The 24330-nt window shown below is 66.8% G+C and carries 24 protein-coding genes and 1 tRNA gene; 15 read left to right on the top strand and 10 right to left on the bottom strand.

Translation table 11 applies throughout. The annotated features are described in order from the left end of the window. The first annotated feature begins 28 nt into the window (after positions 1 to 28). Positions 29 to 1141 carry a DUF3089 domain-containing protein gene (locus K8P63_RS10975; RefSeq protein WP_223796074.1) on the top strand — a complete coding sequence of 371 codons (1113 nt, stop codon included), beginning with the start codon at positions 29 to 31 and terminating at the stop codon, positions 1139 to 1141. Between the two features lie 75 nt (positions 1142 to 1216). Here K8P63_RS10975 and K8P63_RS10970 read toward each other — a convergent pair whose 3' ends face one another. Genes K8P63_RS10970 through serS form a run of 4 tightly spaced genes read right to left on the bottom strand, consistent with a single transcriptional unit; the run spans position 1217 to position 4940 of the window. Then, positions 1217 to 1852, bottom strand: coding sequence for a PA domain-containing protein (locus K8P63_RS10970; protein ID WP_223796073.1), 636 nt, complete (start codon positions 1850 to 1852; stop codon positions 1217 to 1219). A 51-nt stretch (positions 1853 to 1903) separates the two neighbouring features. Next, positions 1904 to 2899: a M23 family metallopeptidase gene (locus K8P63_RS10965; protein WP_223796072.1), complete on the bottom strand. Its 996-nt coding sequence runs from the start codon at positions 2897 to 2899 to the stop codon at positions 1904 to 1906. Beyond that, a complete protein-coding gene (gene surE / locus K8P63_RS10960) occupies positions 2899 to 3663 on the bottom strand; it encodes a 5'/3'-nucleotidase SurE (protein ID WP_223796071.1) in 765 nt (254 codons plus the stop codon). Before surE ends, K8P63_RS10965 begins: the two co-directional genes overlap by 1 nt. Beyond that, positions 3663 to 4940 carry a serine--tRNA ligase gene (gene serS / locus K8P63_RS10955; protein ID WP_223796070.1) on the bottom strand — a complete coding sequence of 426 codons (1278 nt, stop codon included), beginning with the start codon at positions 4938 to 4940 and terminating at the stop codon, positions 3663 to 3665. The genes surE and serS overlap by 1 nt, the downstream gene beginning before the upstream one ends. An 89-nt stretch (positions 4941 to 5029) precedes the next feature. Between serS and K8P63_RS10950 the strand changes: the two genes are divergently transcribed. The 9 genes from K8P63_RS10950 (at position 5030) to queE (ending at position 11956) form a co-directional block, all read left to right on the top strand. Further along, positions 5030 to 5464, top strand: coding sequence for a host attachment family protein (locus K8P63_RS10950; protein WP_223796069.1), 435 nt, complete (start codon positions 5030 to 5032; stop codon positions 5462 to 5464). 105 nt (positions 5465 to 5569) lie between these two features. Next, positions 5570 to 6112, top strand: a complete 543-nt coding sequence (locus K8P63_RS10945; RefSeq protein ID WP_223796068.1) for a hypothetical protein — start codon at positions 5570 to 5572, stop codon at positions 6110 to 6112. A gap of 198 nt (positions 6113 to 6310) precedes the next feature. After that, complete coding sequence (gene dksA / locus K8P63_RS10940; RefSeq protein WP_398288890.1) at positions 6311 to 6721, top strand: RNA polymerase-binding protein DksA; 411 nt, start codon at positions 6311 to 6313, stop codon at positions 6719 to 6721. Between the two features lie 155 nt (positions 6722 to 6876). After that, the gene (locus tag K8P63_RS10935; protein WP_263282628.1) at positions 6877 to 7182 is read left to right on the top strand and encodes a PilZ domain-containing protein; all 306 of its coding nucleotides are present in this window, start codon (positions 6877 to 6879) and stop codon (positions 7180 to 7182) included. Positions 7183 to 7364: 182 nt separating this feature from the next. Next, complete coding sequence (locus tag K8P63_RS10930; RefSeq protein ID WP_223796065.1) at positions 7365 to 8555, top strand: aspartate aminotransferase family protein; 1191 nt, start codon at positions 7365 to 7367, stop codon at positions 8553 to 8555. Then, positions 8552 to 9481 (top strand): ornithine carbamoyltransferase, encoded by a 930-nt coding sequence (argF, locus tag K8P63_RS10925; RefSeq protein WP_223796064.1) that lies wholly within the window; start codon positions 8552 to 8554, stop codon positions 9479 to 9481. Before K8P63_RS10930 ends, argF begins: the two co-directional genes overlap by 4 nt. 40 nt (positions 9482 to 9521) lie before the next feature. Beyond that, positions 9522 to 10415 (top strand): Hsp33 family molecular chaperone HslO, encoded by an 894-nt coding sequence (hslO, locus tag K8P63_RS10920; RefSeq protein ID WP_223796063.1) that lies wholly within the window; start codon positions 9522 to 9524, stop codon positions 10413 to 10415. A 204-nt stretch (positions 10416 to 10619) separates the two neighbouring features. Then, positions 10620 to 11318, top strand: a complete 699-nt coding sequence (gene queC / locus K8P63_RS10915; protein ID WP_223796062.1) for a 7-cyano-7-deazaguanine synthase QueC — start codon at positions 10620 to 10622, stop codon at positions 11316 to 11318. Beyond that, complete coding sequence (gene queE / locus K8P63_RS10910) at positions 11315 to 11956, top strand: 7-carboxy-7-deazaguanine synthase (protein WP_223796061.1); 642 nt, start codon at positions 11315 to 11317, stop codon at positions 11954 to 11956. Before queC ends, queE begins: the two co-directional genes overlap by 4 nt. A gap of 16 nt (positions 11957 to 11972) precedes the next feature. On the opposite strand, the gene K8P63_RS10905 is transcribed toward queE, so the two are convergent. Continuing rightward, positions 11973 to 12635: a hypothetical protein gene (locus tag K8P63_RS10905; protein ID WP_223796060.1), complete on the bottom strand. Its 663-nt coding sequence runs from the start codon at positions 12633 to 12635 to the stop codon at positions 11973 to 11975. Between the two features lie 286 nt (positions 12636 to 12921). Between K8P63_RS10905 and K8P63_RS10900 the strand changes: the two genes are divergently transcribed. The 4 genes from K8P63_RS10900 to K8P63_RS10885 all read left to right on the top strand — a co-directional run bounded on the left by K8P63_RS10900 (position 12922) and on the right by K8P63_RS10885 (position 14465). Further along, positions 12922 to 13006, top strand: a tRNA-Leu gene (locus tag K8P63_RS10900). Positions 13007 to 13046: 40 nt separating this feature from the next. Continuing rightward, positions 13047 to 13586: a GNAT family N-acetyltransferase gene (locus K8P63_RS10895; RefSeq protein ID WP_223796059.1), complete on the top strand. Its 540-nt coding sequence runs from the start codon at positions 13047 to 13049 to the stop codon at positions 13584 to 13586. Then, positions 13576 to 14034: an Lrp/AsnC ligand binding domain-containing protein gene (locus K8P63_RS10890; protein ID WP_223796058.1), complete on the top strand. Its 459-nt coding sequence runs from the start codon at positions 13576 to 13578 to the stop codon at positions 14032 to 14034. Before K8P63_RS10895 ends, K8P63_RS10890 begins: the two co-directional genes overlap by 11 nt. A 92-nt stretch (positions 14035 to 14126) precedes the next feature. After that, positions 14127 to 14465 (top strand): hypothetical protein, encoded by a 339-nt coding sequence (locus K8P63_RS10885; RefSeq protein WP_223796057.1) that lies wholly within the window; start codon positions 14127 to 14129, stop codon positions 14463 to 14465. Positions 14466 to 14533: 68 nt separating this feature from the next. Here the strand turns inward: K8P63_RS10885 and K8P63_RS10880 are convergent, their stop codons facing one another. The 5 genes from K8P63_RS10880 to K8P63_RS10860 all read right to left on the bottom strand — a co-directional run bounded on the left by K8P63_RS10880 (position 14534) and on the right by K8P63_RS10860 (position 23236). Further along, positions 14534 to 16213: an amidohydrolase family protein gene (locus K8P63_RS10880; protein ID WP_223796056.1), complete on the bottom strand. Its 1680-nt coding sequence runs from the start codon at positions 16211 to 16213 to the stop codon at positions 14534 to 14536. A gap of 65 nt (positions 16214 to 16278) precedes the next feature. Further along, positions 16279 to 17763 carry a M24 family metallopeptidase gene (locus tag K8P63_RS10875; RefSeq protein ID WP_223796055.1) on the bottom strand — a complete coding sequence of 495 codons (1485 nt, stop codon included), beginning with the start codon at positions 17761 to 17763 and terminating at the stop codon, positions 16279 to 16281. 42 nt (positions 17764 to 17805) lie between these two features. Continuing rightward, positions 17806 to 19494: an amidohydrolase family protein gene (locus K8P63_RS10870; protein WP_223796054.1), complete on the bottom strand. Its 1689-nt coding sequence runs from the start codon at positions 19492 to 19494 to the stop codon at positions 17806 to 17808. An 86-nt stretch (positions 19495 to 19580) separates the two neighbouring features. Next, positions 19581 to 21884, bottom strand: a complete 2304-nt coding sequence (locus tag K8P63_RS10865; RefSeq protein ID WP_223796053.1) for a TonB-dependent receptor — start codon at positions 21882 to 21884, stop codon at positions 19581 to 19583. A gap of 428 nt (positions 21885 to 22312) precedes the next feature. After that, positions 22313 to 23236 (bottom strand): dihydrodipicolinate synthase family protein, encoded by a 924-nt coding sequence (locus K8P63_RS10860; RefSeq protein WP_223796052.1) that lies wholly within the window; start codon positions 23234 to 23236, stop codon positions 22313 to 22315. Positions 23237 to 23391: 155 nt separating this feature from the next. On the opposite strand from K8P63_RS10860, the gene K8P63_RS10855 reads away from it, so the two are divergent. After that, complete coding sequence (locus K8P63_RS10855; protein WP_223796051.1) at positions 23392 to 24300, top strand: LysR family transcriptional regulator; 909 nt, start codon at positions 23392 to 23394, stop codon at positions 24298 to 24300. The last annotated feature ends 30 nt before the right edge of the window (positions 24301 to 24330 follow it).

Below are 24330 nucleotides of genomic sequence, written 5' to 3'. Positions count from 1 at the left end.
GCGCACGCTTTTGCGAGAGGGTGGAATGATGCGCCGTTTTATCGTTGGATTGGTGGCGCTGGCCTCGGCCTTCGGTCCGGCCCTCGCGCAGGTGCCCGAGGAGCCCAAGGCGGGCGATACCGCGCCGGTCGATTACAGCCAGCCCGCGAGCTGGATGTGCCGGCCGGGCACGACCGAGCCGACCTGCGTCGCTGGGCTGGATGCGGTGACGATCGCGGCCGACGGGCACAAGACGGTGACGCCGTGGCAGCCGGCGGCCGACCCCAAGATCGACTGCTTCTACGTCTATCCCACCGCGTCGCTGGACCAGACGCTGTACAGCGACCTGACGCCCGACGGCGGCGAGAAGCGCTCGGTCCATGCACAGTTCGCGCGGTTCGGGTCGGTCTGCCGCACCTTCGCGCCGCTCTATCATCAGCTGACGATGGCGCATCTGCGCTGGCGGATGGCCAATCCCGGCAATGGCGATCTCACCGCGTCGTTCGCCTTGCCCTATCGCGACATTCGCGATGCATGGCGCAGCTATATGGCGCACGACAATCACGGGCGCGGAGTCGTGCTGATCGGCCACAGCCAGGGATCGATCCTGCTCAAGCGGCTGATCGCGGAGGAGATTGACGGCAAGCCGGCGCAGAAGCTGCTGGTCGGCGCCTATCTCGCGGGCAATCCCGATCTGGATCAGGCGAGCTTCAAGGCGATCCCCGCCTGCCATGCGACCGGGCAGGTCGGCTGCATCGTCGCCTGGTCGAGCTATCCCGCAACCGCGCTCGATGGCGCGCGCGCCTTCGGCAAGGGGCGGCTGGGGCAGGCACCGCTGTGCGTCAATCCGGCGGCGATCGGCGGCGGCCGTGGCGCGCTGAAGCCTCTCTTCAGCAAGTCGCCATCGATGCCGGCGGGTGATCCGCCCTTCTTCGAGCCGCTGGGCGCGCTGACCGCCGAATGCGTCACCGACGAGCGCGGCAGCGTGCTGGCGGTGCGGATCGAGCAGGGGTGGTTTCAGTCGATGATGGAACGCATCTTCGGCGAATTCTCACGCACGCCCGGCTGGGGCATCCACCCGCTCGACATCAGCCTGGTCGAGGGCAATCTGCTCGACCTGGTTAGCGCGCAATCGGCGGCGTGGGAGAAGAAGGGGCGCTAGCCTGCCCGGCGCAGAGACCGATCGGGCTGGCGTACGGGCGACGCTCCGTCGGGAGCGTCGCCGCGCATTCGGGTGTCAGGCGAACGCAACCCTGGTGTTCCGACGACGCATGGCCGATCCGACCATGCCGAAGCCGCCGATGAACAAGGCCCAGCTGGCAGGCTCGGGCACCGCAAGGCTCGACACCAGATTGTCGCCGAGCGCCATGTGGACCTGGGTGGTCTGGGTCAGTGTCTCGTCCGAAAGCAATTGGCCGAGCGCGGACGAGATCCTGAATCCGAAGATCGTCACCGCATCGTCGCGCCCGGTATAGTTCAGCGAGGGCGGTGCGGGATCATAGTCCGCTACCAGCACCGCCAGCGCGCCGGCATTCTGCGCATTGTGGATCTTTTCGGCGAACAGGCACGTGCCGCGGCTGAGCAGCACGATGTGCCCGGCGACGCCGCTGCCGAAATCGCCGGCATCACAGCCGAGCGACAGCCCGTAAGAGCCATCGCTGCCGGCCAGGCGGAAGATCGTGCCGGTGACGTCGGCGACCGAGGGGCCGATGATGTGCGGCCCATCGAGATAATAGACCGGGCTCGCAATGCCGTAATCGGTCCCGGCGCTATATCCGGTCGGTGTTGGCGAAAGCTGCTCGAACAGCGAATCGGCGTATGCCGGCGCGGCCGCCAGCAGGCCCGCGATAAGCGCCGCATGATGTATCTTCACGATCGTCCCCCTTGCCAAGCTTATGGGGAGATGACCGGGATAAGCGGCCTTTTATTCCGACCGCGCGGCGCTTTTCGCGCTCGCCGGCAGCATCGTGCGCGGATCGACCGGCTTGCGGCCGGCGCGCAGCTCGAAATGCAGCTCGGGTTCGGGCGCCGAGCCGGTCGCGCCGACCTTGCCGAGCGTCTGGCCGCGCCGCACCGCCTGTCCGCGCGCGACGTTCAGGCTCTGCGCATGGCCGTAGGCGGAGAGGTAGTTGCCGCCGTGGCGGATCAGGACGAGCTGGCCGAAGCCGGCGAGGCTGCCGGCATAAGCCACCACGCCGTCGGCGGTGGCGACGAACGGCGTTCCCGCCGCCGCCGCAATGTCGATGCCGTCGTTGCGGCCGCCATTGGCCTGCGGGCCGAAGGTGCGGAGGATACGGCCCTCGACCGGCCAGCCAAACCGGCCCGGCGCAGCCTCGGGCGGGGGCGGGGCGACCGGCGTGGTCGGCGCGATCGCCTCGGCGGCCTTGCGCGTCGGCGCGGCCGGCTTGGCCTTCTCGGCCTTGGGCGCCAGCGCGGGCTCGCCGCCGGTCACCAGATCGTCGATGTCGATGTGGAAGGCGGCGGCGCGCTCTTCCAGCGTCATCTTGGCGGCCTCCTTCGCGCTCGGCAGCAGCAGGCGCTGGCCCTCGCGCAGCTGGTAGGGCGGCTCGAGATGGTTGAGCTCGGCGATGCGGTGCCACTCGACACTATAAGCGCGGGCGATGGCGATGCCGCTCTGCCCCTTGGCGACGCGGTGATAACGGCCGGCGGGGATCTTCAGCCGCTGGCCAAGCCGCAGGCGGAAGGGCGGTTCGAGCGCGTTCGCCTGCGCGATCGCGTCGGCCCCGGCGCCCGTTCTCGCCACGATCAGCCCGAGCGTGTCGCCGTCCTTGACGACGTAGCTGGATGCCACGACGTCCCTGGCCGCGGGCGTGACCTTCGCGGCTTCCCACGCCGGCGGGTTGTCCGACGCGGCGGCGATCGTCGCCAGGCCCGCCAGCAGGAGCCCGGCCACGCGCATCACAGGTAGATCTGCTCCAGCGCCGCGCGCGACGCCTGATGGGTCAGGTCGAGATGCAGCGGCGTGACGGTGACATAGCCCTGCTCGATCGCCTCGAGATCGGTGTCTGCCTCGGGCGTGCAGACGACGCGACCGAGATTGAGCCACCAATAATCGAAGCCGCGCGGATCCTTGCTCTTTTCGAGCTGCGGGCGGCCATAGTCGCGCAGCCCCTGCGCGACGACCTTCACGCCCTTCACCGCATCGGCGGCGATCGGCGGGAAGTTGATGTTGACGAGCGTGCGCGGTGCGAGCGGCGTTTCCAGCAACGGCGCCAGCACCTTGTGCGCCCAATGCTCGGCCGCATCGAACGCGACGTCGAAGCCCATTCCCTCGTGCGCGTAACGCTGGCTGAGCGCGATCGAGCGGATGCCGGCGAGCGCGCCCTCCATCGCCGCGGCGACCGTCCCCGAATACAGGCAATCCTCGCCCAGATTGGCGCCACGGTTGATGCCCGACAGGATCAGATCGGGGCGCCTGTCGGGCATGATCTCGGCGAGCGCCATGATGACGGCGTCGGTCGGCGTGCCGCTCACGGCGAAGTGGCGCTCGTCATAGCTGCGCATTCGCAGCGGCTGGGTGAGGGTGAGCGAGCGGCCTTTGCCCGATTGCTCCTCCATGGGGGCCACCACCCACACATCGTCGGAGAAGGTGCGGGCGATCTGCTCCAGCAGGCGGATGCCGGCGGCGCCGATGCCGTCGTCGTTGGTGACGAGGATGCGCATCAGGCGGCGACCAGCCGCTCGACGCCGCTCATATACGGCTTGAGCGCCTCGGGCACGATCACCGATCCGTCCTCCTGCTGATAATTTTCCAGCACCGCGACCAGGGTCCGGCCCACTGCGAGGCCCGAGCCGTTGAGCGTGTGGACGAACGCCGTGCCCTTCGCCTCGGCCGGCCGGTAGCGTGCGTCCATCCGCCGCGCCTGGAAGTCTCCGCAGTTCGAGCAGCTCGAAATCTCGCGATAGCGGCCCTGGCCGGGCAGCCACACTTCAAGGTCGTAGGTGCGGCGCGCCGAGAAACCCATGTCGCCGGTGCAGAGCAGCATGCGCCGATAGGGCAGGCCGAGCAGTTCCAGCACGCCTTCGGCGGCGCGGGTCATGCGCTCATGCTCAGCCTCCGATTGATCAGGGGCGGTGATCGAGACCATCTCGACCTTCTCGAACTGGTGCTGGCGGATCAGCCCGCGCGTGTCGCGCCCGGCGGCGCCCGCCTCCGAGCGAAAGCATTGGGTGAGCGCGGTGAAGCGCAGCGGCAGCGCCGTTTCGGCAAGGATCTGCTCGCGGACGAGGTTGGTCAGGCTCACCTCGGCGGTGGGAATCAGCCAGCGGCCGTCGGTGGTGCGGAACAGATCCTCGGCAAACTTGGGCAGTTGCGCCGTGCCGAACACCGCCGCGTCGCGCACCATCAGCGGCGGCGCGACCTCGGTATAGCCGTTGGCACCGCTCTGCGTGTCGAGCATGAACTGGCCGAGCGCACGGTGGAGGCGCGCCATGCTTCCGCGCAGCACGGTGAAGCGCGCGCCGGCGATCGCCGCACCCGCTTCGAAGTCGAGGCCGAGCGGCGGGCCGAGATCGGCATGATCCTTCGGCGGGAAGCTGAAGACGCGCGGCTCGCCCCAGCGGGCCAGCTCGACATTGTCATTCTCGTCTGCGCCCTCGGGCACGTCGGCGGCGGGCAGGTTGGGAAGGGCGGCGAGCGCGGCATCGAGCCCTTCGCCGGCGGCGGCAGCTTCTGTCTCCGCCTCTGCCATCCGCGTCTTGAGGCCGGCGACCTCGTCCATCAGCGCCTGCGCGCGGGCGTCGTCCTTCTGCGCCTTGGCCTGGCCAATCGCCTTCGACGCTTCGTTGCGGCGTGCCTGGAGCGTCTGCGCCTCGGTCAGCCGGGCACGACGATTCTCGTCGAGCTGGAGCAGCCCGGCGGCAGCAGGCGCGAGGCCGCGCCGCGCGAGGCCGGCGTCGAAAGCGGCGGGATCGTCACGGAGGGCGCGGATATCGTGCATGGCGCCCGCCTCATGGCGTGGGAGCGATCCGCCCGCAACCCTCGCTCGGCCCGGCGCGTTGGCGGGGTCCAGACCGAAAGGATCATTTCATGCATATTCCCCACGATGCCCGCATCCTCGTCGCCGACGGCGCGAAGATGCTGTTCTTCCGCAACGAGGGTGATGCGCAACAGCCGAACCTGCAGGTCGTCGCCGCCGAACAGCAGGCAGACGAGGCCGATCGCGACATCAAGAGCGCGCCCGCCGGCCGCATGCCCGGCGGCAACAATGCCGACGAGAGCGATTTTCATCAGCAGGCCGAGGATCGCTTCGCGGTCGAAGCGGCCGAGCGCGTCAATCGCGGCGCGCTGGCCGACGAGTTCGAGACGCTCATCATCGTCGCGCCGCCGCGCACGCTGGGCGAGTTGCGCCGGCACTTCCATGCCAAGGCGCAGGCGAAGATCACCGCTGAGATCGCCAAGGATCTGACCAATCATCCGGTCGACCGGATCGAGGCGGCGTTGCTCGATTACACCGCATCCTAACGGTTCATCGTAATCGTGCCACCATCCATCCGCTGAAAAGGTGGCGCAATGCATCTTCGTCGCCAAATCCTCATTGTGTCATTCGTGAAACAGAGGAGAGTAAAGATGAAGATCTTTGCGATTGCGCTGGCTTCGACCGCGCTGATGGCCGCACCTGCATTTGCTCAGGATAGTGGCACGACTACTCCAGCGGCCGCCACGACGGCGGCGGCACCGAACGTGACTGCCGGCGCAACGGTCAGCGATACGAGCGGCGCGCCAGTCGGCACGATCGACTCGGTCGCCGGTGGAAACGCCGTCATTTCGACGGGTACGGCGAAGGCGTCGATCCCGGTGTCGTCCTTCGCCCAGGGCGACAAGGGCCTCGTCATCGGCATGACCAAGGCCGATCTCGAGGCGGCCGTGAACAAGGCGTCCAAGCCAGCCGAGATTGCGGTCGGCACGCCGGTGAAGGGCCCGCAGGGCGGCGATGTCGGCAAGGTCGCGGCGATCACCGGCAATCTGGTGACGGTCGAGACGCCGACCACCAAGGTCCAGTTGCGGAAGACCGCATTCGCCCAGGCGCAGGGCGGCGCGCTGATGATCGGCATGACCGCCGAGCAGCTCGACGCGGCGGCCAAGGCCGCGAGCGGCAAGGGCGCAAGCTAGGCTCTTGCCTCGTCATTCGGACGATCCGGCGCGCGGTTGTGCAAGAACCGCGCGCCGACGCTTGTCCGGTCTGGTTCTGATTGGTATGGGCCCCCCGGGCAAAGGCGGGAGCGCCGGGGGCGCGCTCCCCATCGGGGTGGATGGCGCGTTATGGCTACGGCTGTGAGTATCCAAGAGCGGGACGAAGATCACTTAAGCATGGAGATCGGACCGGATTATCGGCCTACGCCGTCCGAGCCGTTCATGAACCCGCGTCAGCAGACGTATTTCAAGCGTAAGCTGCTGGATTGGCGGGATTCGATCCTGCGCGAGTCGAAGGAGACGCTGGCGCAACTGCAGGTCGATTCGCTGCGGGAGCCGGACGTCACCGATCGCGCCTCGAGCGAGACCGACTGGTCGATCGAACTGCGTACGCGCGATCGCCAGCGTAAGCTGATCGCCAAGATCGACGCGGCCATTCGCCGCATTGCCGAGGGCGAATATGGCTATTGCGAAGTGACCGGCGAGCCGATCTCGCTCGCCCGGCTCGAAGCACGGCCGGTCGCGACGATGACGGTCGAGGCGCAGGAGCGGCACGAGCGCAACGAGAAGATCTCCCGCGACGAATAAGACGAACGGATGGCCGGCTTAACGGCTTGTCATCCATTTTAGGCCATTGCTGGTCTGAAGCCCAAATCGTCGAGGAACACGTGGATCATCAGTCTGTCCCTGATCGCGAGCAGGAGGGCGAACACGCCCATCTGCGCAGCGAGCCGCGGGACAGCATGTTCCTCATGGCAGTCCTGCGCCGCCTTGGCGGCATCGACGTCACCGTCAAGGTGCGCAATCTCTCGCCCGGCGGGATGATGGCCGAGGCGCCGGTCAGCTTCTCGCGCGAGGAACGGATCGAGGTGGACCTGCGCGGCATCGGCCCCGTGCCGGGCCGCATCGCGTGGACCGCGAGCGGCCGCATCGGTGTCGCGTTCGACAACCCGATCGATCCCCGTCTCGCGCGCAAGCCGGTCACCGGCGCGCCCCAGCCGCAACTGGTCAAGCCGTCGCGCCAGATGTGGCGGCCCGGGCTGCGCTGAGGCCGAAGCGCTTCGGTTATCGCAGGCGCCGATCGCGCATCGGCCTGCTTCTCCTCCAATGCGTTGACGCCGGCGCTGCTGCGCCGCTATAGGCGCGCGCAGGCGGCCGTCTTCGGGCCGCCTTTTGCTTTTCCGGAGCTTTTTTCCGCCAGCGACGCATTTGCCCGAAGGAGTCCCTACCGATGACGATCACGCCCCTGATGCCCGTTTATCCGCGGTGTGGCGTGCGTCCGGTGCGCGGCGAGGGTGCGTATCTGTTCGGCGAGCAGGGCGAGCGCTATCTGGATTTCGCCAGCGGCATCGCGGTCAACATCCTCGGCCACGCCCATCCGGCGCTGGTGAAGGCGATCGCCGATCAGGCGGCGACTTTGATGCACGTGTCGAACCTGTACGGCAGCCCGCGGGGCGAGGCGTTTGCGGAGAAATTGGTCGAGCGCACCTTTGCCGACACCGTCTTCTTCACCAATTCGGGCGCCGAAGCGGTCGAATGCGCGATCAAGACCGCGCGGCGTTATCATTATGCCGACGGCCATCCCCAGCGGCATCGCATCATCAGCTTCTCGAACGCCTTCCACGGACGGACGCTCGGGACGATTTCCGCGACCGACCAGCCGAAGATGCGCGACGGGTTCGAGCCGCTGCTGCCCGGTTTCACCGTCGTGCCGTTCAACGATCTCGCCGCGGCCGAGGCGGCGATCGGCCCCGATTGCGCGGGCTTCCTGGTCGAGCCGGTGCAGGGTGAGGGCGGCGTGCTGCCCGCCACCCCGGAATTCCTGAAGGGCCTGCGCGCACTGGCCGACGCGCACGGCCTGATGCTGATCCTCGACGAGGTCCAGTGCGGCTATGCCCGCACCGGCGCCTTCTTCGCGCACGAGCATTACGGGATCACGCCCGACATCATGGCCGTGGCCAAGGGCATTGGCGGCGGTTTCCCGCTCGGCGCATGCCTCGCCACCGAGAAAGCGGCGAAAGGCATGGTGATCGGCACGCACGGATCGACCTATGGCGGCAACCCGCTCGCGATGGCGGCGGCTGAGGCGGTGTTCGCGATCGTCTCGACCCCGGAATTCCTCGTGGGCGTACAGCGCAGCGGCGACCGGCTGCGCCAGGCGCTCGAACAGATGATCCCGAACCACGATCATCTGTTCGAAAGCGTGCGCGGCATGGGCCTGATGCTCGGCATCCGGATCAAGACCGATACGCGCGCCTTCGTGGCGCATCTGCGCGACAATCACGGCCTGCTGACGGTAGCCGCCGGCGACAATGTCGTGCGGATCCTGCCCCCGCTCAACATCGATGACAGCCACATCGCCGAGTGCATCGAGAAACTGTCCGCCGCCGCGCGCGACTATCAGGTGCCGGCAGCGGCATGACCCGGCATTTCCTCGACCTCGCCGACGCCGGGGCGGACGGTCTCCGCACGATGCTGGACGAGGCGCGCGCGCGCAAAATGGTGCGCACGGGTTGGCCCAAGGGCCGGCCGGACGTCGATCGCCCGCTCGACGGCCATGTGCTGGCGATGATCTTCGAGAAGAACTCGACCCGCACGCGCGTGTCGTTCGACATGGCGATGCGCCAGCTCGGCGGCACGACGATCGTGATGGACGGTGGATCGATGCAGCTCGGCCGCGGCGAGAGCGTGGCCGATACCGCGCGCGTGCTGTCGCGTTATGTCGACGCGATCATGATCCGCACCGACGATCATGCCAAGCTGGTCGAGCTGGCGCGCCACGCCGACGTGCCGGTGATCAACGGCCTGACCGATCACAGCCATCCCTGCCAGATCATGGCGGACATGCTGACCTTCGTCGAACGACGCGGGCCGCTGGAGGGCACGCGCTGGGCGTGGCTGGGCGACGGCAACAACGTGCTGCACTCGATCATCGAGGCGGGCAGCCTGCTCGGCTTCGACGTGGCGGTCGCCTGCCCCGAGGGCTACGAGCCCGCCGCCGACGTGATCGACAGCGCGCGCCGCGCCGGCAACCGGCCGCCCTTGCTGACGCGCGATCCGCGCGAGGCGGTGGCGGGTGCCGACGTGGTCGTGACCGACACCTGGATCTCGATGGGCCAGGCGCATGCCGAGGAGAAGCTTGCGGCGATGGCGCCCTATCAGGTGACGCCCGCGCTGATGGCCGACGCCGCACGCGACGGCCTGTTCCTCCACTGCCTGCCCGCGCATCGCGGCGAGGAGGTCGCAAGCGAGGTGATCGACGGCCCGCGCTCGGCGATCTGGGACGAGGCCGAGAACCGCCTGCATGCGCAGAAGGCGGTGCTGCTGTGGTGCCTCGGCAAGATCTGAGCGGATTTGAAAAGCCGGCGCCGGCGCCCATATCGCGGCCATGACTGCCCCCGATATTGACCAGGTTCTCGGCTTCACGCTTCCGGCGCGGCATGCGCGCGGACGGCTGACGCGGCTGTCGGCGACGCTCGACGAGATCCTTTCCGCGCACGGCTATCCGCCGGCGATCGAGCGGGTGCTGGCCGAGGCGCTCGTTCTTACCGCTTTGTTCGGCACGACCTTGAAGGAGGCGGCCGGCCAGCTCACGCTGCAGGCGCAGACCAAGGGCGGCGCGATCGACCTGCTGGTGTGCGACTATAAGGCCGGGGTGATGCGCGGCTATCTGCGCCACGATGCCGCGCTCGTCGCGTCGCTGCCGGCCGAGCCGTCGCTCACCGACCTGTTCGGCAGCGGCTATCTTGCCATCACCTTCGATCAGGCGGTGTCGGGCGAGCGCTATCAGGGCATCGTCCCGCTGGAGGGGGCATCGCTGGCCGAGGCCGCGCAATCCTATTTCAGCCAGTCCGAGCAGATCCCCAGTCTGGTGCGGATCGGCGTCGCGCGCGGCGCCGATGGTCGACTGATCGCCGGCGGCCTGATGCTCCAGCATCTGCCCGAGGGCGAGGAAGGGCGCGACCGACTGCACACGCGGCTCGATCACCCCGAATGGTCGCACGTCGCGGCGCTGGGCGGCAGCGTTCGGCCCGAGGAACTGGCCGATGCGGCGCTGCCACTGCAAACCCTGCTGTGGCGGCTGTTCAACGAGGATGAGGTGCGCGTGCTGGAGCCGATGGCCGTGCGCCATGCCTGCCGCTGCGATCCCGATCATTTCGCCCGTGTGATCGCCCGCTTCCCCGCCGAGGAGCAGGCGACAATGGCCGACGAGGCGGGCACGATCCACGTCCATTGCGAGTTTTGCGGCAGCAGCTACGCGATCCAGGCCGCCGCAGCCTGAACCCGTTAAGCCGCGGTTTAGCATGTTTGCGCTAGGACAGTGATCGTGCCGCTTTGGCACAGTCCTCCCTAGTGGCCGTGACTGGCCGATCTGGGCCGCCTTTCGAGGCGGCCCTTTCTTCGTCGAGCGGTCTTGGCGATTGCGTGAGAGACGCAGACCGCGAGCCGCTTGGAAGCGTCGGCGCTTTCCCCTATCTGGCGCGGCATGACGACATTGCAGGATCGTGCCCGCGGCGCCGTGGTGGTGCTGGTTTCGGGCGGGTTGGATTCGATGGTAGTGGCCGGGCTCGTGCGCGAGGCCGGGCACGATCTCGTTGCGCTCACGATCGACTATAACCAGCGTCATCGCGTCGAACTGGCGGCGGCCGAGCGCGTCGCGCAGGCGCTGGGCGCCGTCCGCCACATCGTGCTGCCGCTCGACCTGACGCGCTTTGGCGGGTCGTCGCTGACGTCGGACATGCCGGTGCCAAAGGGGGGCGTGGCGCCCGGCATCCCGTCCACCTACGTGCCCGCGCGCAACACCATCTTCCTCAGCCTCGCGCTCGGCATGGCCGAGGCGAGCGGCGCGCGCGACATCGCGATCGGGGTCAACGCGCTCGATTATTCGGGCTACCCCGATTGCCGGCCGGAATTCGTCGCGGCGTTCCAGGCGCTCGCCAACCTGGCGACCAAAGCGGGGGTCGAGGGCGCCGGCTTCGTCATCCACACGCCGTTGCTGCACATGACCAAGGCCGACATCGCGCAGGAAGCGGCGCGGCTGGGGCTCGATGCCGGGATGAGCTGGTCCTGCTACGATCCGCAGGGCGACCTGCATTGCGGTCGCTGCGACAGCTGCCGCCTGCGCGCGAAGGGCTTCGTCGAGGCAGGGCTACCCGATCCAACCCGTTACGCCGCCGCGCCATGAGCTATGCCGTCAAGGAGATGTTCCTGACGCTGCAGGGCGAGGGCGTACAGGCGGGGCGGCGCGCGGTGTTCGTGCGCTTCGCCGGGTGCAACCTCTGGTCAGGCCGCGAGGAGGATCGGGCGGACGCTGCCTGCACCTTCTGCGACACCGATTTCGTCGGCATGGATGGCACGCTGGGCGGCCGCTATCGCGATGCCGCGTCGGTGGCGGGGCAGGCGGCGGATTTGTGGGGCGAGGGTGGCCCGACCGGAGGAAAGCGCTTCGTCGTGCTGACCGGCGGCGAACCGCTGCTGCAGGTGGATGATCCGCTGATCGCCGCGCTGAAGGGCGAGGGTTTCGAGATCGCGGTCGAGACCAACGGCACGATCGCGGCGCCAGCCGGGCTGGACTGGATCTGCGTCAGCCCCAAGGCGGGCAATGCGGTGGTGCAACGATCGGGCGACGAACTGAAGATGGTGTGGCCGCAATCGGGGCTCGACCCGGCCGCGATGGAAGGCTGGGCGTTCGATCACCATCTCGTCCAGCCGCTCGACGGGCCCGATCGCGATGCCGCGTCCGACGCGTGCATCGCATTCGTGCTGGCCCGTCCGCGCTGGCGGCTGTCGGTGCAGACGCACAAGATGCTGGGCCTGCGCTAGCGCCGGCCCAGCACGCTTATTTCTTGCAGGGCTTCACGCGGCCCTTCTTGTCGAAGCAGACCGGATCGAGGTCGGTCGGATCGGCGACAGGCAGATTGCCGCTGCCCGCAAAGGCGAAGGCGGCGTCGCCCACCGGCACGAGACTGTTGCGCAGCTCGCGCATGCGCGCGACGGCAACGCCGCCAAGCTCGCCGCGCGGATGCACCATCGTGTCGCGCCCGATCGACGCAGAGATGTCGCAGAAGCTCATCTGCGCCTTCAGCGTCGAGAAGCCATTGTAGGTGCGCGTGGTATATTGATCGAACGCGGTCGCCGCGGTCTTCGGGCTCACCCGTTTGAAATAGGCTTGCAGCGTCTTGTACGCGCCGTTGAGCTCGACCGCATGCTGGCGCAGCATGTTGTTGTAGAGTTCCACCGTACGGAGCTGCGGCGCGAACTGGCATTGCAGGGCGGCGACGTTGAGCCCGGCGCGCAGCGTCCACAGCAGGTTCGCCTGCGCTTCCTTCGAGGTGGCGCCGGCCAGCGGAATCACCACCGTCGGGTCGTCACCCGATGCGGGCGTACCCACCATCGCCGGTGGCGACCAGAACAGATAGGCATCAGCCGGCGCAACCGCCGTCGATGCCAGCGCCACCCCCACGGCCATACCCACCGTCGCGCGCAACCCGGCTCGCTTCATTCATCATCCTCGCTCCGGTCCGAATCCCGAACCGCCCACCCGCCGCCGGCGAGCCCGTGCGGCCCGCATGCGATCGAACGTCCTGACTAAGCGGCTTTCCGCGCGACGGATAGGGGCCGTGAAACGGTCTGGCGCTGCGACGAGTCGCCATGACGTTCCGGGTGCGACGTGGATCGCCGCCGTTGATCGCGTCAAGCGGTCGTTTCGCCGTACCGGATGCGGTGCATCTCGCCGCGCGGCGGCTGGCATTCCGTCAATCGCTGGTGTAGGCGCGCCTGCGCACCGTGCGGGTGTGGTGAAACTGGTAGACGCGCCGGACTCAAAATCCGGTTCCGCAAGGAGTGTCGGTTCGACCCCGACCACCCGCACCATCCTTCCCGGCCGACCGGCCAACGAGAGCGCCCCGCCGACGTGGACGAGCTGACGATCAGGCGCACCGAGCCGCGCGATGCCGAAGCGATCTGGGCGATCATCGGCCCAACGATCGCCGCCGGCGAAACCTACGCACTGCCGCGCGACATGGACCAGGCAGATGCGCTCGCTTACTGGACCGGTGCCGATCGCGAGACGTGGGTCGCCGAGGCGGACGGCACCGTGATCGGCACGTATTATCTGCGCGTCAATCAGGCCGGGGGGGGCGCGCATGTCGCCAATTGCGGTTACATGAGCGCCACCGCGGCGACCGGCCGGGGCGTCGCGCGACGGATGTGCCTGCACTCGTTGGCGCGCGCGCGCGAGGTCGGCTTCCGCGCGATCCAGTTCAACTTCGTCGTCAGCACGAATGTGCGCGCGGTGCGGCTGTGGGAGCATCTGGGGTTCGCGATCGTGGGGCGTCTGCCGGCGGCGTTCGATCATCCGACGCTCGGCCAGGTCGATGCGCTGGTGATGTTCCAGACGCTGGACGCCCCGGCGGTCGTCGAGTGCGAGATCGAGATACAGCATGGTGATTGACGAGATCGACCGACGCATCCTGCGTGCGGTGCAGGCCGACGGGCGCATCACCAATCAGGATCTCGCGGCGCTGGTCGGCCTGTCGCCGTCTGCCTGCCACGAACGGTTGCGGCGGCTGCGCGAAAGCGGCCATATCGTCGGCTTCACCGCCTTGCTCGATCCCGCCAAGCTGGACCGCGCCTTGGTGGTGTTCGTCGAGGTGCTGCTCAACCGCACGACCGACGACATCTTCAAGGATTTCGCCGATGCGGTGCAGCGCCTGCCCGAGGTGCTCGAATGCTATATGGTGGCGGGCGGCTTCGATTATCTGATCAAGATGCGGATGCGCGACATGGCCGCCTATCGCCGCTTCCTCGGCGAGACGCTGAGCCGTTTGCCGAGCGTCCGCGAGACCCGCACCTACGCCGTGCTGGAAGAGGTCAAGAATACGACCTTGCTGCCGGTTTAAAGCCACGCTTTTCGCATGCAACCGAACGGTGGCAGCGACGTTGAGATCGCCGAAATGCCATGTCGCCGAACCGGGCATAGGGGAGAGCATGCATGGCCGAGCAGCCGGTAAGTCTCGCAAAGTGGATAATCGCCGTGCGTGACGCGCGCAGCGAATACTTCAATCCCAAATTATTTGACGAAGATTCTTGGGAGCTGCTGCTCACCCTGTACATCGCCGCCGAGGAGGGGCGGACAGTGAACCGGGCCGAAGTCATGCAGCATACGGTGACGTCGGCCGCCACGCTCGACCGCTGGATCAAGATCCTAGCATCCGAAGATCTGCTGACCGAGCCAGCCGACGATGACGAGACGCTGTGCCTCACCCGCAACGGGCACACGCGCATGCACAATCTGCTCGCCAAGACCGTTCCCACGCCACCGGGGGCGTAACGCCTTCGACGAATGCTGGAACCAGGGCCCCCGCGCGCCGGCTTGCGGCCGACGCACGGGGTGGGGGGTCAGGGTTGCACGGGCAGACCGTCGGGCCGGCCCATGCGCTTCTTCTCGGACGAGACCGTCTCGGCCACCTCCTGCAGCAGGCGGTGCGCGTCGTAGACGATGCCGTCCTTGATCGTATATTTCACGCCGCCGACGCGCTCGACCTTGTTGGTCTTGGGATTGAGCCGCAGGAAACCGCTGCCGTAGAGTGTCTTCAGGTTCGCCAGCGGGTTTTCGGGCGCGATCACCAGATCGGCGAGCATGCCCGGACGCACGATGCCGACCGGCGGCGCCTCATGCTTCGGCGACCACAAGGTCTCGGCGCCGTTCTTTGTGGCGGTACGGATCACCTCGAGCGGAGTGAAGCCCGCCTCGCGGAACAGTTCCAGCTCCTCGATGTAGGCGAAGCCGTACAGCTTCCAGATGAAGCCCGAGTCGGTGCCGATCGTGACGTGGCCGCCCATATTCTTGTAGTCGTTGATGAGCGTCATGAACTTCTTGTAGAAGTTCTTCCAGCGGACCTCGTCGTCGGTCGTCCAGTCGTAGAAATACGAGCCGTGATTGTCGCGTGTCGACTGGAAATAATCCCACAGCTCGGGCGTGGTGTAGACCGAGTGCCAGTCGGCATTGCGCGCGCGCATCAGATCGCGCGAGGCGGCGTAGATGTTGAAGGTCGGGTCGAAGTTGACGTGGTTTGCCTTCTGCTCGGCCAGATAGGCGATCCACTGCGGCGAGCCCGGCTCGTAGCTCTGATCGAACAGGTCGGCGACGCTGCCGAAGCGATCCTGCTCGTTATTATAGTCATAGTCGCTGCGGAACTTCTGGATAGTCGCATCCTTCAGCAGCGACTCGAAGTGGCCGTAAAAGTGGGTGACCGTGTCAAGCCCGGCCTCGCCCGCCTGGCGCGCATTGAAATTGGCGACGCCGTTTTGCGACAGATGGGCGACGGTGCCCATGTTGTGCTTGTGCGCCTCGTCGATCGCGGCGGACGTGATCTCCGGGGTCTCGTTCGGACGGTTGAAGAACTTGATGCCGTCGATATTGTTCTTCGCGGCCCACTGCACCCAGGCGCGCGCCTTCTCGACGGTGTCGACCGTGCCGCCGCTCCAGCCGGCGCCGAGCGTCTGATAGTTGAAGATGCGCGGTGCGGCGATCTCGTTGCGCGCGGAGCGGTTCTTCTCGCTCGAGGCCATTTCGGGCGACGCAAGCGGCACGCCGCGCACCGTCGTCACGCCGTGCGCCAGCCAAAGCTTGTAATTATAGCCGAGGTCGGGTGCCTTGTCGGTGCCCGCGCCGTGGACGTGGCAGTCGATGAAGCCCGGCATCACGTACATGCCGTGCGCATCGATCTCGTAATCCGCGTCGCGCGGCTCGCGATCGGCCTTCATCGGCAGGCCCGGCCAGCCGGCCTGATTGACCGCGACGATGCGGTTGCCCTCGATCACGATGTCGATCGGCCCCATTGGCGGGCCGCCCGAACCGTCGATCAAGGTCGCGCCGCGGATCACCAGCTTGCGGAACGGGCCGACGCTTTCGCTGGAGTTGCGCGCGGGGGCGGGGCCCCAGCTGCCCTTGAGCGGGCTCTTTACCGCCGCCGAAGGCGCGGCGGGCGCAACCGTCTGCTGCGCCAGCGACACCGACGCGCCCACCAGCGCCATTGCCGCGCCCGCGGCCAATCCCAACAACTTCTTCCGAACCATGCGCGATCAATCCTCAATCAAACCAAATTGCGCGCCGCATACGACATGCATACGGCCCACCTCGCTCACAACTTCACGAACGACCATTCCTTCGTATAGGGCACGAAGCTCATGCGGTAACCGGTATCCTTGCCGGTCACGATATTGTCGCTCCAATTATAGCCGACGCCGCCTTCGGGATCGTACAGCCCCGGCTCTTCCGAGAAGACCGAGTTCTGCTTGAGCACGGTGCGGTCGCCGAGCGCGATGTAGGGCGGATAATGGCCCTCGCTCGCCTCGCCGTGGCCGGGACGGTGGTAGATATACTTCTGCATCCCCTCGTCGACCTGATATTTATGGATGGCATAAGCGATGTCGCCGCACACCGCGCCCTCCTTCTGCATGTCGCGCTGGATGTCGCAGCAATGCTGGGTGACCTCCCACATCTTCGTGCCATGCGCGTCGAACTTGCCCGCCTGATCGGCGATCTGGAACATGCGGTAATTCTCGCCGCCGCAATTGCCGATCATGGCGACGGCGATGATCTGCAGCGGCTGGTTTTTCAGGATGCGCGAATAATAAGGCTGGTTGGGATGCGGGTAGCTATTGGTGCGGCCGGCGCGCACCGCCGCATGCACGGCGGATCCGACGCCGCGGTTCATCAGCCCGCCGGCCAGATCGAGATCCTGATAGAGCGTGTCGCTGAGCCACAATTCGGTGGCGAGCTGTAGCTCCAGATCGGTGATGTCGGTGCCGTAGGTCAGCAGATAGTCGCGCGCGAAGGCATGGCCGCGATCGGTATAGGTATAAGCGCGGCTCCACAGCGCCAGTTCCTCGGGGGTCTTGGTGATGCGGATGTCGCGGATCAGGTCGGCGATGTTCACCGGCTCGATATTGGGCATCACTTTCTTCAGCTTGGCGAGCTCGGACGGATAGAGTTCGCCATCGATGCCGATCTTGGTGCCCTGCACGCCCTTGTCGCGCACGCCCTCCAGCATGAATTCCATCATGTCGACGCCGGGTGCGGTGACGACCTTGCCCTCGTTGGGGAAGCCGCCCGGCGCGTGGGGGAAGTCGAAATAGATCTTCTCGCCGCCGAACCAGCCGGCGCGCACCAGCTGGTTGTCGATGACGGGGTGGAAATACCACGGCGCCTGATCGTCCTTGTTCATGAAGGCGACCTGCGGGCGCTCGGTCGAGCGATACCAATAGCCGGTGAAATATTGGACGTTGACCGGCTGACGCAGCAGCACCGCCTGCACGCCGCGCTCCGCCGCCATCGCGAACAGTAGGTTCATCTGGCGGCGATGCCAGTCGGTCGACAGCATGTCGTAGGTGGCCGGCGCCGGCGGTTGATCCTTGCCGCCATAATGACGCGGCAGCAGCAAAGCCTCGCTATGCTTCTTGTAGCCGGCCTTGAGCTTTCCGGTGACGGAATTGGGGGAGGTGGGCGAGGTCGCGGTCTGCATCGCCGCCACCTTGTCGGTCCGGCTCATCAGCGCGCTGCCGACGAGGCCGAGCGCCGAATATTTCATCACCTTGCGCCGCGTCTGATCGAGCGAGTCCGTCATGTCCCACCTCCCCACGTGAACGATGCCTAAGCGTGCCTCATCTCACGGCCGCACGAGCGCGTCGGGCAGGCCGCGCTTGCGCTTCTCGGCCGCGACCATGTCGGCCACCTCGGCGAGCAGCTTCTTGGCGTCGTAAACAATGCCGTCCTTGACCGTGTAGCTGACGCCGCCGACCCGCTCGAGCTTGTGGGTCTGCTCGTTGAGGCGCAGCGCGCCGGTGCCGTAGAGCGTCTTGAAATTCTGCAGCGGGTTTTCCTTCACGATCACCAGATCGGCGAGCTTGCCGACGCGAACCGTGCCCATCTCCGGAACTTCGCCCTTCGGATCGGCGAGCGTCAGCGCGCCGTTGAGCGTGGCGGCGGTGACGACCTGCAGCGGGTTGAAGCCGGCTTCCTGGAACAGTTCCAGCTCCTGGATATAGCCGAAGCCATAGGTCTCGAAGATGAAGCCGCTGTCGGAGCCGGTCGTCACGCGGCCGCCCATATTCTTATAGTCGTTCATCAGGCGCATGAACTTCCAGTAGAAGTTCTTCCACTTGATCTCGGTCGCCGTGGTCCAGTCGTAGAAATAGGAGCCATGATTCTCGCGCGACGACTGATAGAAATCCCACAGCTGCGGCATCGTATATTTGTCGTGCCAGTCGGCGTTGCGCATCCGCATCAGATCGCGCGAGGCGAGGTAGATCGTCATCGTCGGATCGAAGACGACATGGTTGGCCTTCTGGTGGGCGAGATAGGCCATCCATTCGGGCGAGCCCGGATCATAGCTTTGCGCCGCCAGATCGGCCACATCGCCGAAGCGATCCTGCTCGTTATTGTAATTATAGTCCGGGCGGAAATCCTGGATCTGGCCGTTCTTCAACAGCGATTCGAAATGGCCATAATGGTGGGTGACGGTATTCAGCCCGACATCACCCGCCTCGACCGCATCCATCCGGCCCTCGCCGGTGGCGGAGAGGTGCGAGACGGTGCCGATATGCATCTTGCGCGCTTCGTCGCAGAGCGCGGCGAAGGTGTCGGGATCCTGATCGGGGGTGTTGAGGATCTTGACGCCGTCGATGCCCTGCTTGGCGGCCCAGTCGACCCACGCGCGCGCCTTGGCGGGGGTGTTGACGACGCCGCCGGTCCAGCCCTTGCCCTCGCCGGGGCGCTGATAGGCGTAGATGCGCGGCGCCACGATCTCGTTGCGGGCCGAACGTGCCTTCTCGCTCAGCGAGGTTTCGAACGGCGCCAGCGGCACGCCGCGCACCGTGGTCACGCCGTGGGCGAGCCAGAGCTTGTAGGTGTAGCTGAGATCGGGCGCCTTGTCGGCGGTCGAGCCGTGGACGTGCATGTCGATGAAGCCGGGCAGCACGTACATGCCGCTGGCATCGACCTCGTAATCGGCGTCGTAGGGCGGCCGGCCGGACTTGAGCGCGAGGCCCGGCGTGCCCGCCTGCTTGATCTCGGCGATGCGGTTGCCCTCGATGATGATATCCACCGGGCCGCGCGGCGGCGAGCCGCTGCCGTCGATCAGCGTGACGCCGCGGATGACGAGGCGGCGGAACGGCCCCATGCCTTCGCCCTTCTGGCGGGCCGGGGCAGGAATGGCGGTGCTCTTCTCGGGCCGCTCGGCGGCGACGAACGTGCCGGGGGCGGGTTGGGGCGTGCCCTGGGCGAGGGCGGCGACCACCGGGGCGATGAAGGCTGCGGCCAGCGCCGCGGAGCCGAGATAGGTGCGAAGCGAGCGCATCGATCGAATTCCCTGCTTGATCGGCGGCGCCGCGCGCGGCCGATACGAAAAGGACGCCGCCCCGGGAGGCGGCGTCCGTAGCGTCATCAGAACTTGTGCATCAGGTTGATGCCGAAGGTCCGTGGCGGCAGGCTGTACGTCAGCGTCTGCCCGGTCGTGTTCGAGCTCGTGCTCTCGCTCACGATCGCCACCGTGTCGGCAAGGTTGTTGACGTAGAAGTAGGCGCCCCATTCCTCGTCATGGCCCTGCACGCCGACGCGGGCGTTGCCGACCACGTAGGAGGGCAGGTGGCGGCGCGTCGTGTCGGTCGGCGCGATCGTGCTGTACGATCCGCCGACGCGGTTCGCATCGGTGTGCAGGAACAGGTCCACCGAGCCGGTCAGCGGGCGGACATATTCGAGCGAGCCGCCGGCCGTGACCTTCGGCACGTACGCCAGCTGATCGCCCTTGCGGCCGGTCGTGCCGCTGGCACCGATGAAGCTGTTGAGCTGATCCTTGGTCAGATAGGCGTCGGTGTAGCCGAGGTTAGCCGACAGCGTCAGGCCGCGCATCAGCGTCGCGGTCAGTTCCGCCTCGCCGCCATAGATGCGCGCCGCGCCGGCATTCGTGATGAAGCCGAACACCGACGTCAGGCCCGACGTACGGCCCGAAACCTGGATGTTGTCCCAGTCGATCCGGTAGCCCGACAGGTTCAGGTAGACGCCGCGCGTCACCGTCGCCTTCACGCCAACCTCATAGTTCCACAGGCTGTCCGACGTGTAAGGTGCCAAGTTGGCGGGGAGGCCCACCACCTGGTTGACGCCACCCGGGCGGAAGCCCTGCGCCGCCTGCGCATAGACCAGCAGGCCCGGCTTGGCCTGCCACGACAGGTTGAACTTGCCGATGACGCCGTCTTCCTTCGACTTGGCGACCGTCTCCGGCGTCACGACCGAGCCGTAATGGATCTGGCCGACGTCGATGCGGCCACCCACCGTCTTGTGGTAATTATAGTAACGCGCGCCCGCGGTGAACGTCAGGTCGGGCATGATCTTGTAGGACAGTTCGAGGAAGGCGGCGAACTGCTTGAGATGATCGTCGATCGTGCGATCATATTTGATGTTCTGCGCGACGAACGGCAGCAGGCTGCCCGTCGTCGGGTCCGCCAGCAGCAGGGTCGAACGCACCGAGGACTTGCGGTTCTCGCCAAACACGCCGGCTGTCCAGTTGAAGCGGCCGGTGCCGGGCGAGCTCAACCGCAGCTCGTTCGTCCAGTCGTGGACATATTGCGGCTGATAGAGGCTCGACGAGTAGAGCGCGCGCGTATCGGTCAGGTAGCCCGACAGCTCGCCGGTGGTGCAGGCGCGCGTCTTGGTGAGATAGGTCTGGCAGCCCGCGGCGTTGTCGCGACCGAGGAAGGTGTTGGAAACGTCGCCATCGGTGATCTTGTTGCGGTCGAAATAGGAGGTTACCGCGGTCAGGGTCGCGAAGTCGAGATCATAGTGCAACGTACCGGAATACATGCGGTCGGTATCGTAATTGCCCGACTCCGCGCGTGCATTGGTGGTATAGGGCGTGCCCGTCTCGAGCACCCAGCGCGGCGACCCGGTCGCGACCTTCTGATAGTAAGCGGCGAGGTCGATCGTCAGCCGCTCGGTCGGCGTCAGGCGCACCAGCGCACGGCCGCCATAGGAGTGGCCGTCGTTGATGTCGTGCAGGCCGAGCCGGACGTTGTCCACATAGCCGGCGAACTTCTGGTAGAAGCCGACGAGGCGCACCGCGATCTTGTCGTCGATCACCGGCAGGTTGACCATGGCGTCGACCGAGCCGCCCTGCTTGCCATGCTGGACGCTCTGGCCATCGAGGCTGACGGCTGCTTCGATCTTGTCCATCTTCGGCTTGGCGAAGATGACGCGGATCGTACCGCCCATCGAGCCCGAGCCGAACAGCGTACCCTGCGGGCCGCGCAGCACCTCGGCACGTTCGACGTCGAACAGGCGGAAGTCGGGGGTGGAAGAGGCAGCGTCGCTGGTCGTGCCGACCGAGCCCGCAACCGGGCTTTCGTCATAATAAACGCCGACGGTCGGCTCGCCGGCCGCCTGGATGCCGCGGATCAGGACGCGGCGCTGACCGGGGCCGCTATCGATGATGCGCAGGCTGGGCGCAGAGCGGCTGAGATCGGTGAAGCTGGTGTTGCCGGCCTTGGCGAGCGAGTCACCGGTGACGGCCGAAATGGCGAGCGGCGTATCCTGGACGCGCGTGCTGCGCTTCAATGCGGTGACGACGATATCGCCACCATTGGCCGAACTGTCGGCCGGTGCAGCTTGAGCAGAGCCGGTCGTCGTATCGGCGGCCTGAGCATGGGCACCGGTCGCTACGAATATGCTCGAGCCGGCGAGCAGAGCGGTAAGCAAAGACGACCTGTTCGGCCCCGACCTGTTAGGCCGCGGACCGCTCTTCAACGTTGCAATCACTTCACCTGTCCCCTTGTTTGACTGGCCCCGTGGGGTGGTTCCTCCGCTCGACAGTGGCTGCTATTTCGTTGCTGCAGCCTACCCATCAGCGGTGCTACCGTATCATTAGCCAAGACGAAGGTGCTTCGATAATATGACAATTTGGGGAAATAAGTTTCAGGCCTGAACGACTAGCGCCGGCGAAAATTCCGAACGCGACGAATGTCGCCAACGCGATGGCTGGCGCGGCGTCCACGGCGAGGCGCCGTGATTCGCGCAAGCGGCGGCCATTCGGCCGATCATGAAGATGAACGGCGCTGGAATGGGCCCAGCCCGATGCGGGCATGCGCGCGGAATGGTCTCGGCCGGCGCGCCGCTCGAACAGATCGCTAGAGGCAGTCGAGCCGCGCCAGCGTTTCCCGAATGGCGGCATCATAGGCCGGGCTCACCTCGCGCAGCGGTGCCCGCACGAAGCCCGCAGGCACACCGCGCAGGCGAAGCGCCGCCTTCAACACAGCGGGCCCGGAGCCGAAGCGCCCGGTCAGCTCGGGGGTGTACCAATCCTCCAGAATGGCGCGGTCCTTGCGGCCACAGGCGCGCGCGGCAGCGATGTCGCCGGCCCAGAGGTGATTGTAGAAATCGGGCTGGACGCGGCCGAGCACGCCGCCCGCGCCCATCGTGCCGTCGCCGCCGCGCGCCTCCAGCAATGCAAGGCCATGCTCGTCCATGCTGTGGCCGAATATGCGGACGGTGTCGTTCAGGCGGAAGAACGTCTCGGTGAAACGGCGCAGATCGCTGGTGGACTGCTTGATGGCAACGACATTGTCGATCCCTGCCAGGCGCTCCAGCAACGCCACCGGCATGTCGATCGCGGTGCCGGGTGGCCAATTGTAGATGCACACCGGCAACGGCGAACCGGCGGCGACCTCGGTATAGAAGCCGAACAACTCGTCTTCGTTCGGTCGGATGTAGGGAGGCGGCGTCACGAGGATGCCCTCGAAACCCTGTGCCGCGGCATGTACGGCAAAGGCGATCGTCTCGCGCGCGGTGAAGCTGCTGCAACCGGCGATCAAAGGCAGCTTATCCGCGAGTTGCGCGCCCGCCGCACTGAACAAGGCGGCGCGCTCGTCGGCCGACATGCTGGTCCATTCGCCCGTCGTGCCGGCGAGGATCAGCCCGTGCATGCCCTCGGCATGCAGCCATTCCAGCATAGCGCCCAGCCCGCCGAGATCCAGCGCACCATCGGCCGCGAACGGCGTCACGATCGCCGGGATATAGCCGCGCCAGCCCACACGCGCGCGTTTGTCGCTCAACTCCAATCCCCTCTCGGCCGTCCGGCGGACGCGGTTTCGCTCTCCCGCATTTGCTTGTGGACAGGCGCCCGAGATGCATCAAGCGCGATCACCCGTCCAGATCGTTGCGTCCCGCGCAAACGACCGCCATGCTGCCGCCAACGAGGAGGACGGTGTTGCTGGATAATGCGCTGGCCTATTTCTACGAGGCCGCCAATCTCGGCTCGATGCGGCTCGCCAGCGAGAAGATCGGCGTCGCCGTGTCGTCGATCAGCCGGCAGATCGCGCAGCTCGAACAGGAACTCGGTACGCCGCTGATCGAGCGCGGCCGCCGCTCGATCCGCCTGACCGAGGCCGGACGGATGACGGTCGATTTCTACCGCGATCAGCTCGCCGATCGCGAGGCGCTGATGAACCGGCTGCGCGACCTGCGCGAGATGAAGACGGGCCGGATCGATCTCGCGGTGGGCGAAGGGTTCCTCGGTCGTTCCTTCTCGCAGGCGGTCGATGCATTCCAGCGGCGCAACCCCGGCATCGCGCTTTCGGTGCTGAGCGGCACGACCAGCGAGATCGTGCGGATGGTGCTGGAGGACGAGGCGCATATCGGCATGATCTTCCACACCTCGAACGAGCCCAAGATCCGCACCCGTGCGAGTATCGCCCAGCCGCTCGAGGTGCTGTGCGCGCCCACCCATCCGGCGGCGGCGTTCGCGGCGCTGACGCTGCAGGATCTCAAGGCGTTCCGCATCTGCCTGCCGCCGCCGGGCTTCGGCATCCGGCGGCTGCTCGGTGACGCCGAGAAGCGCGCGCAGACGTGGCTCGACGCGGCGGTGACCACCACCTCGCTCCACCTCATGCGCGATCTCGCGCGGTGGGGCCGCGTGGTGACGGTGCTGCCGCGGATCGCCGCCGTGGCCGAGCTGGAGGAAGGTGCGCTGGTCTCGCGGCCGCTATTGGACGCCGAACTCGAGCATTCGACGGTCAGCCTGATCCACCGCATGGGGCGGCAGCTCGACGGCGCGCCGGCGCGGCTGCTCGGCCAGCTCGAGGCGCGGCTCAAGACATGGACCGAGGCCGGCCGCTGAGGCGATCGCGGGGAGGGCGCCGGGCGTCCT

This window comes from Sphingomonas nostoxanthinifaciens (assembly GCF_019930585.1).
GTDB classification, from domain to species: Bacteria; Pseudomonadota; Alphaproteobacteria; order Sphingomonadales; family Sphingomonadaceae; genus Sphingomonas_I; species Sphingomonas_I nostoxanthinifaciens.
Note: the sequence above shows the minus strand (reverse complement) of the source record. Positions and strands in the feature narration are given on the sequence as shown.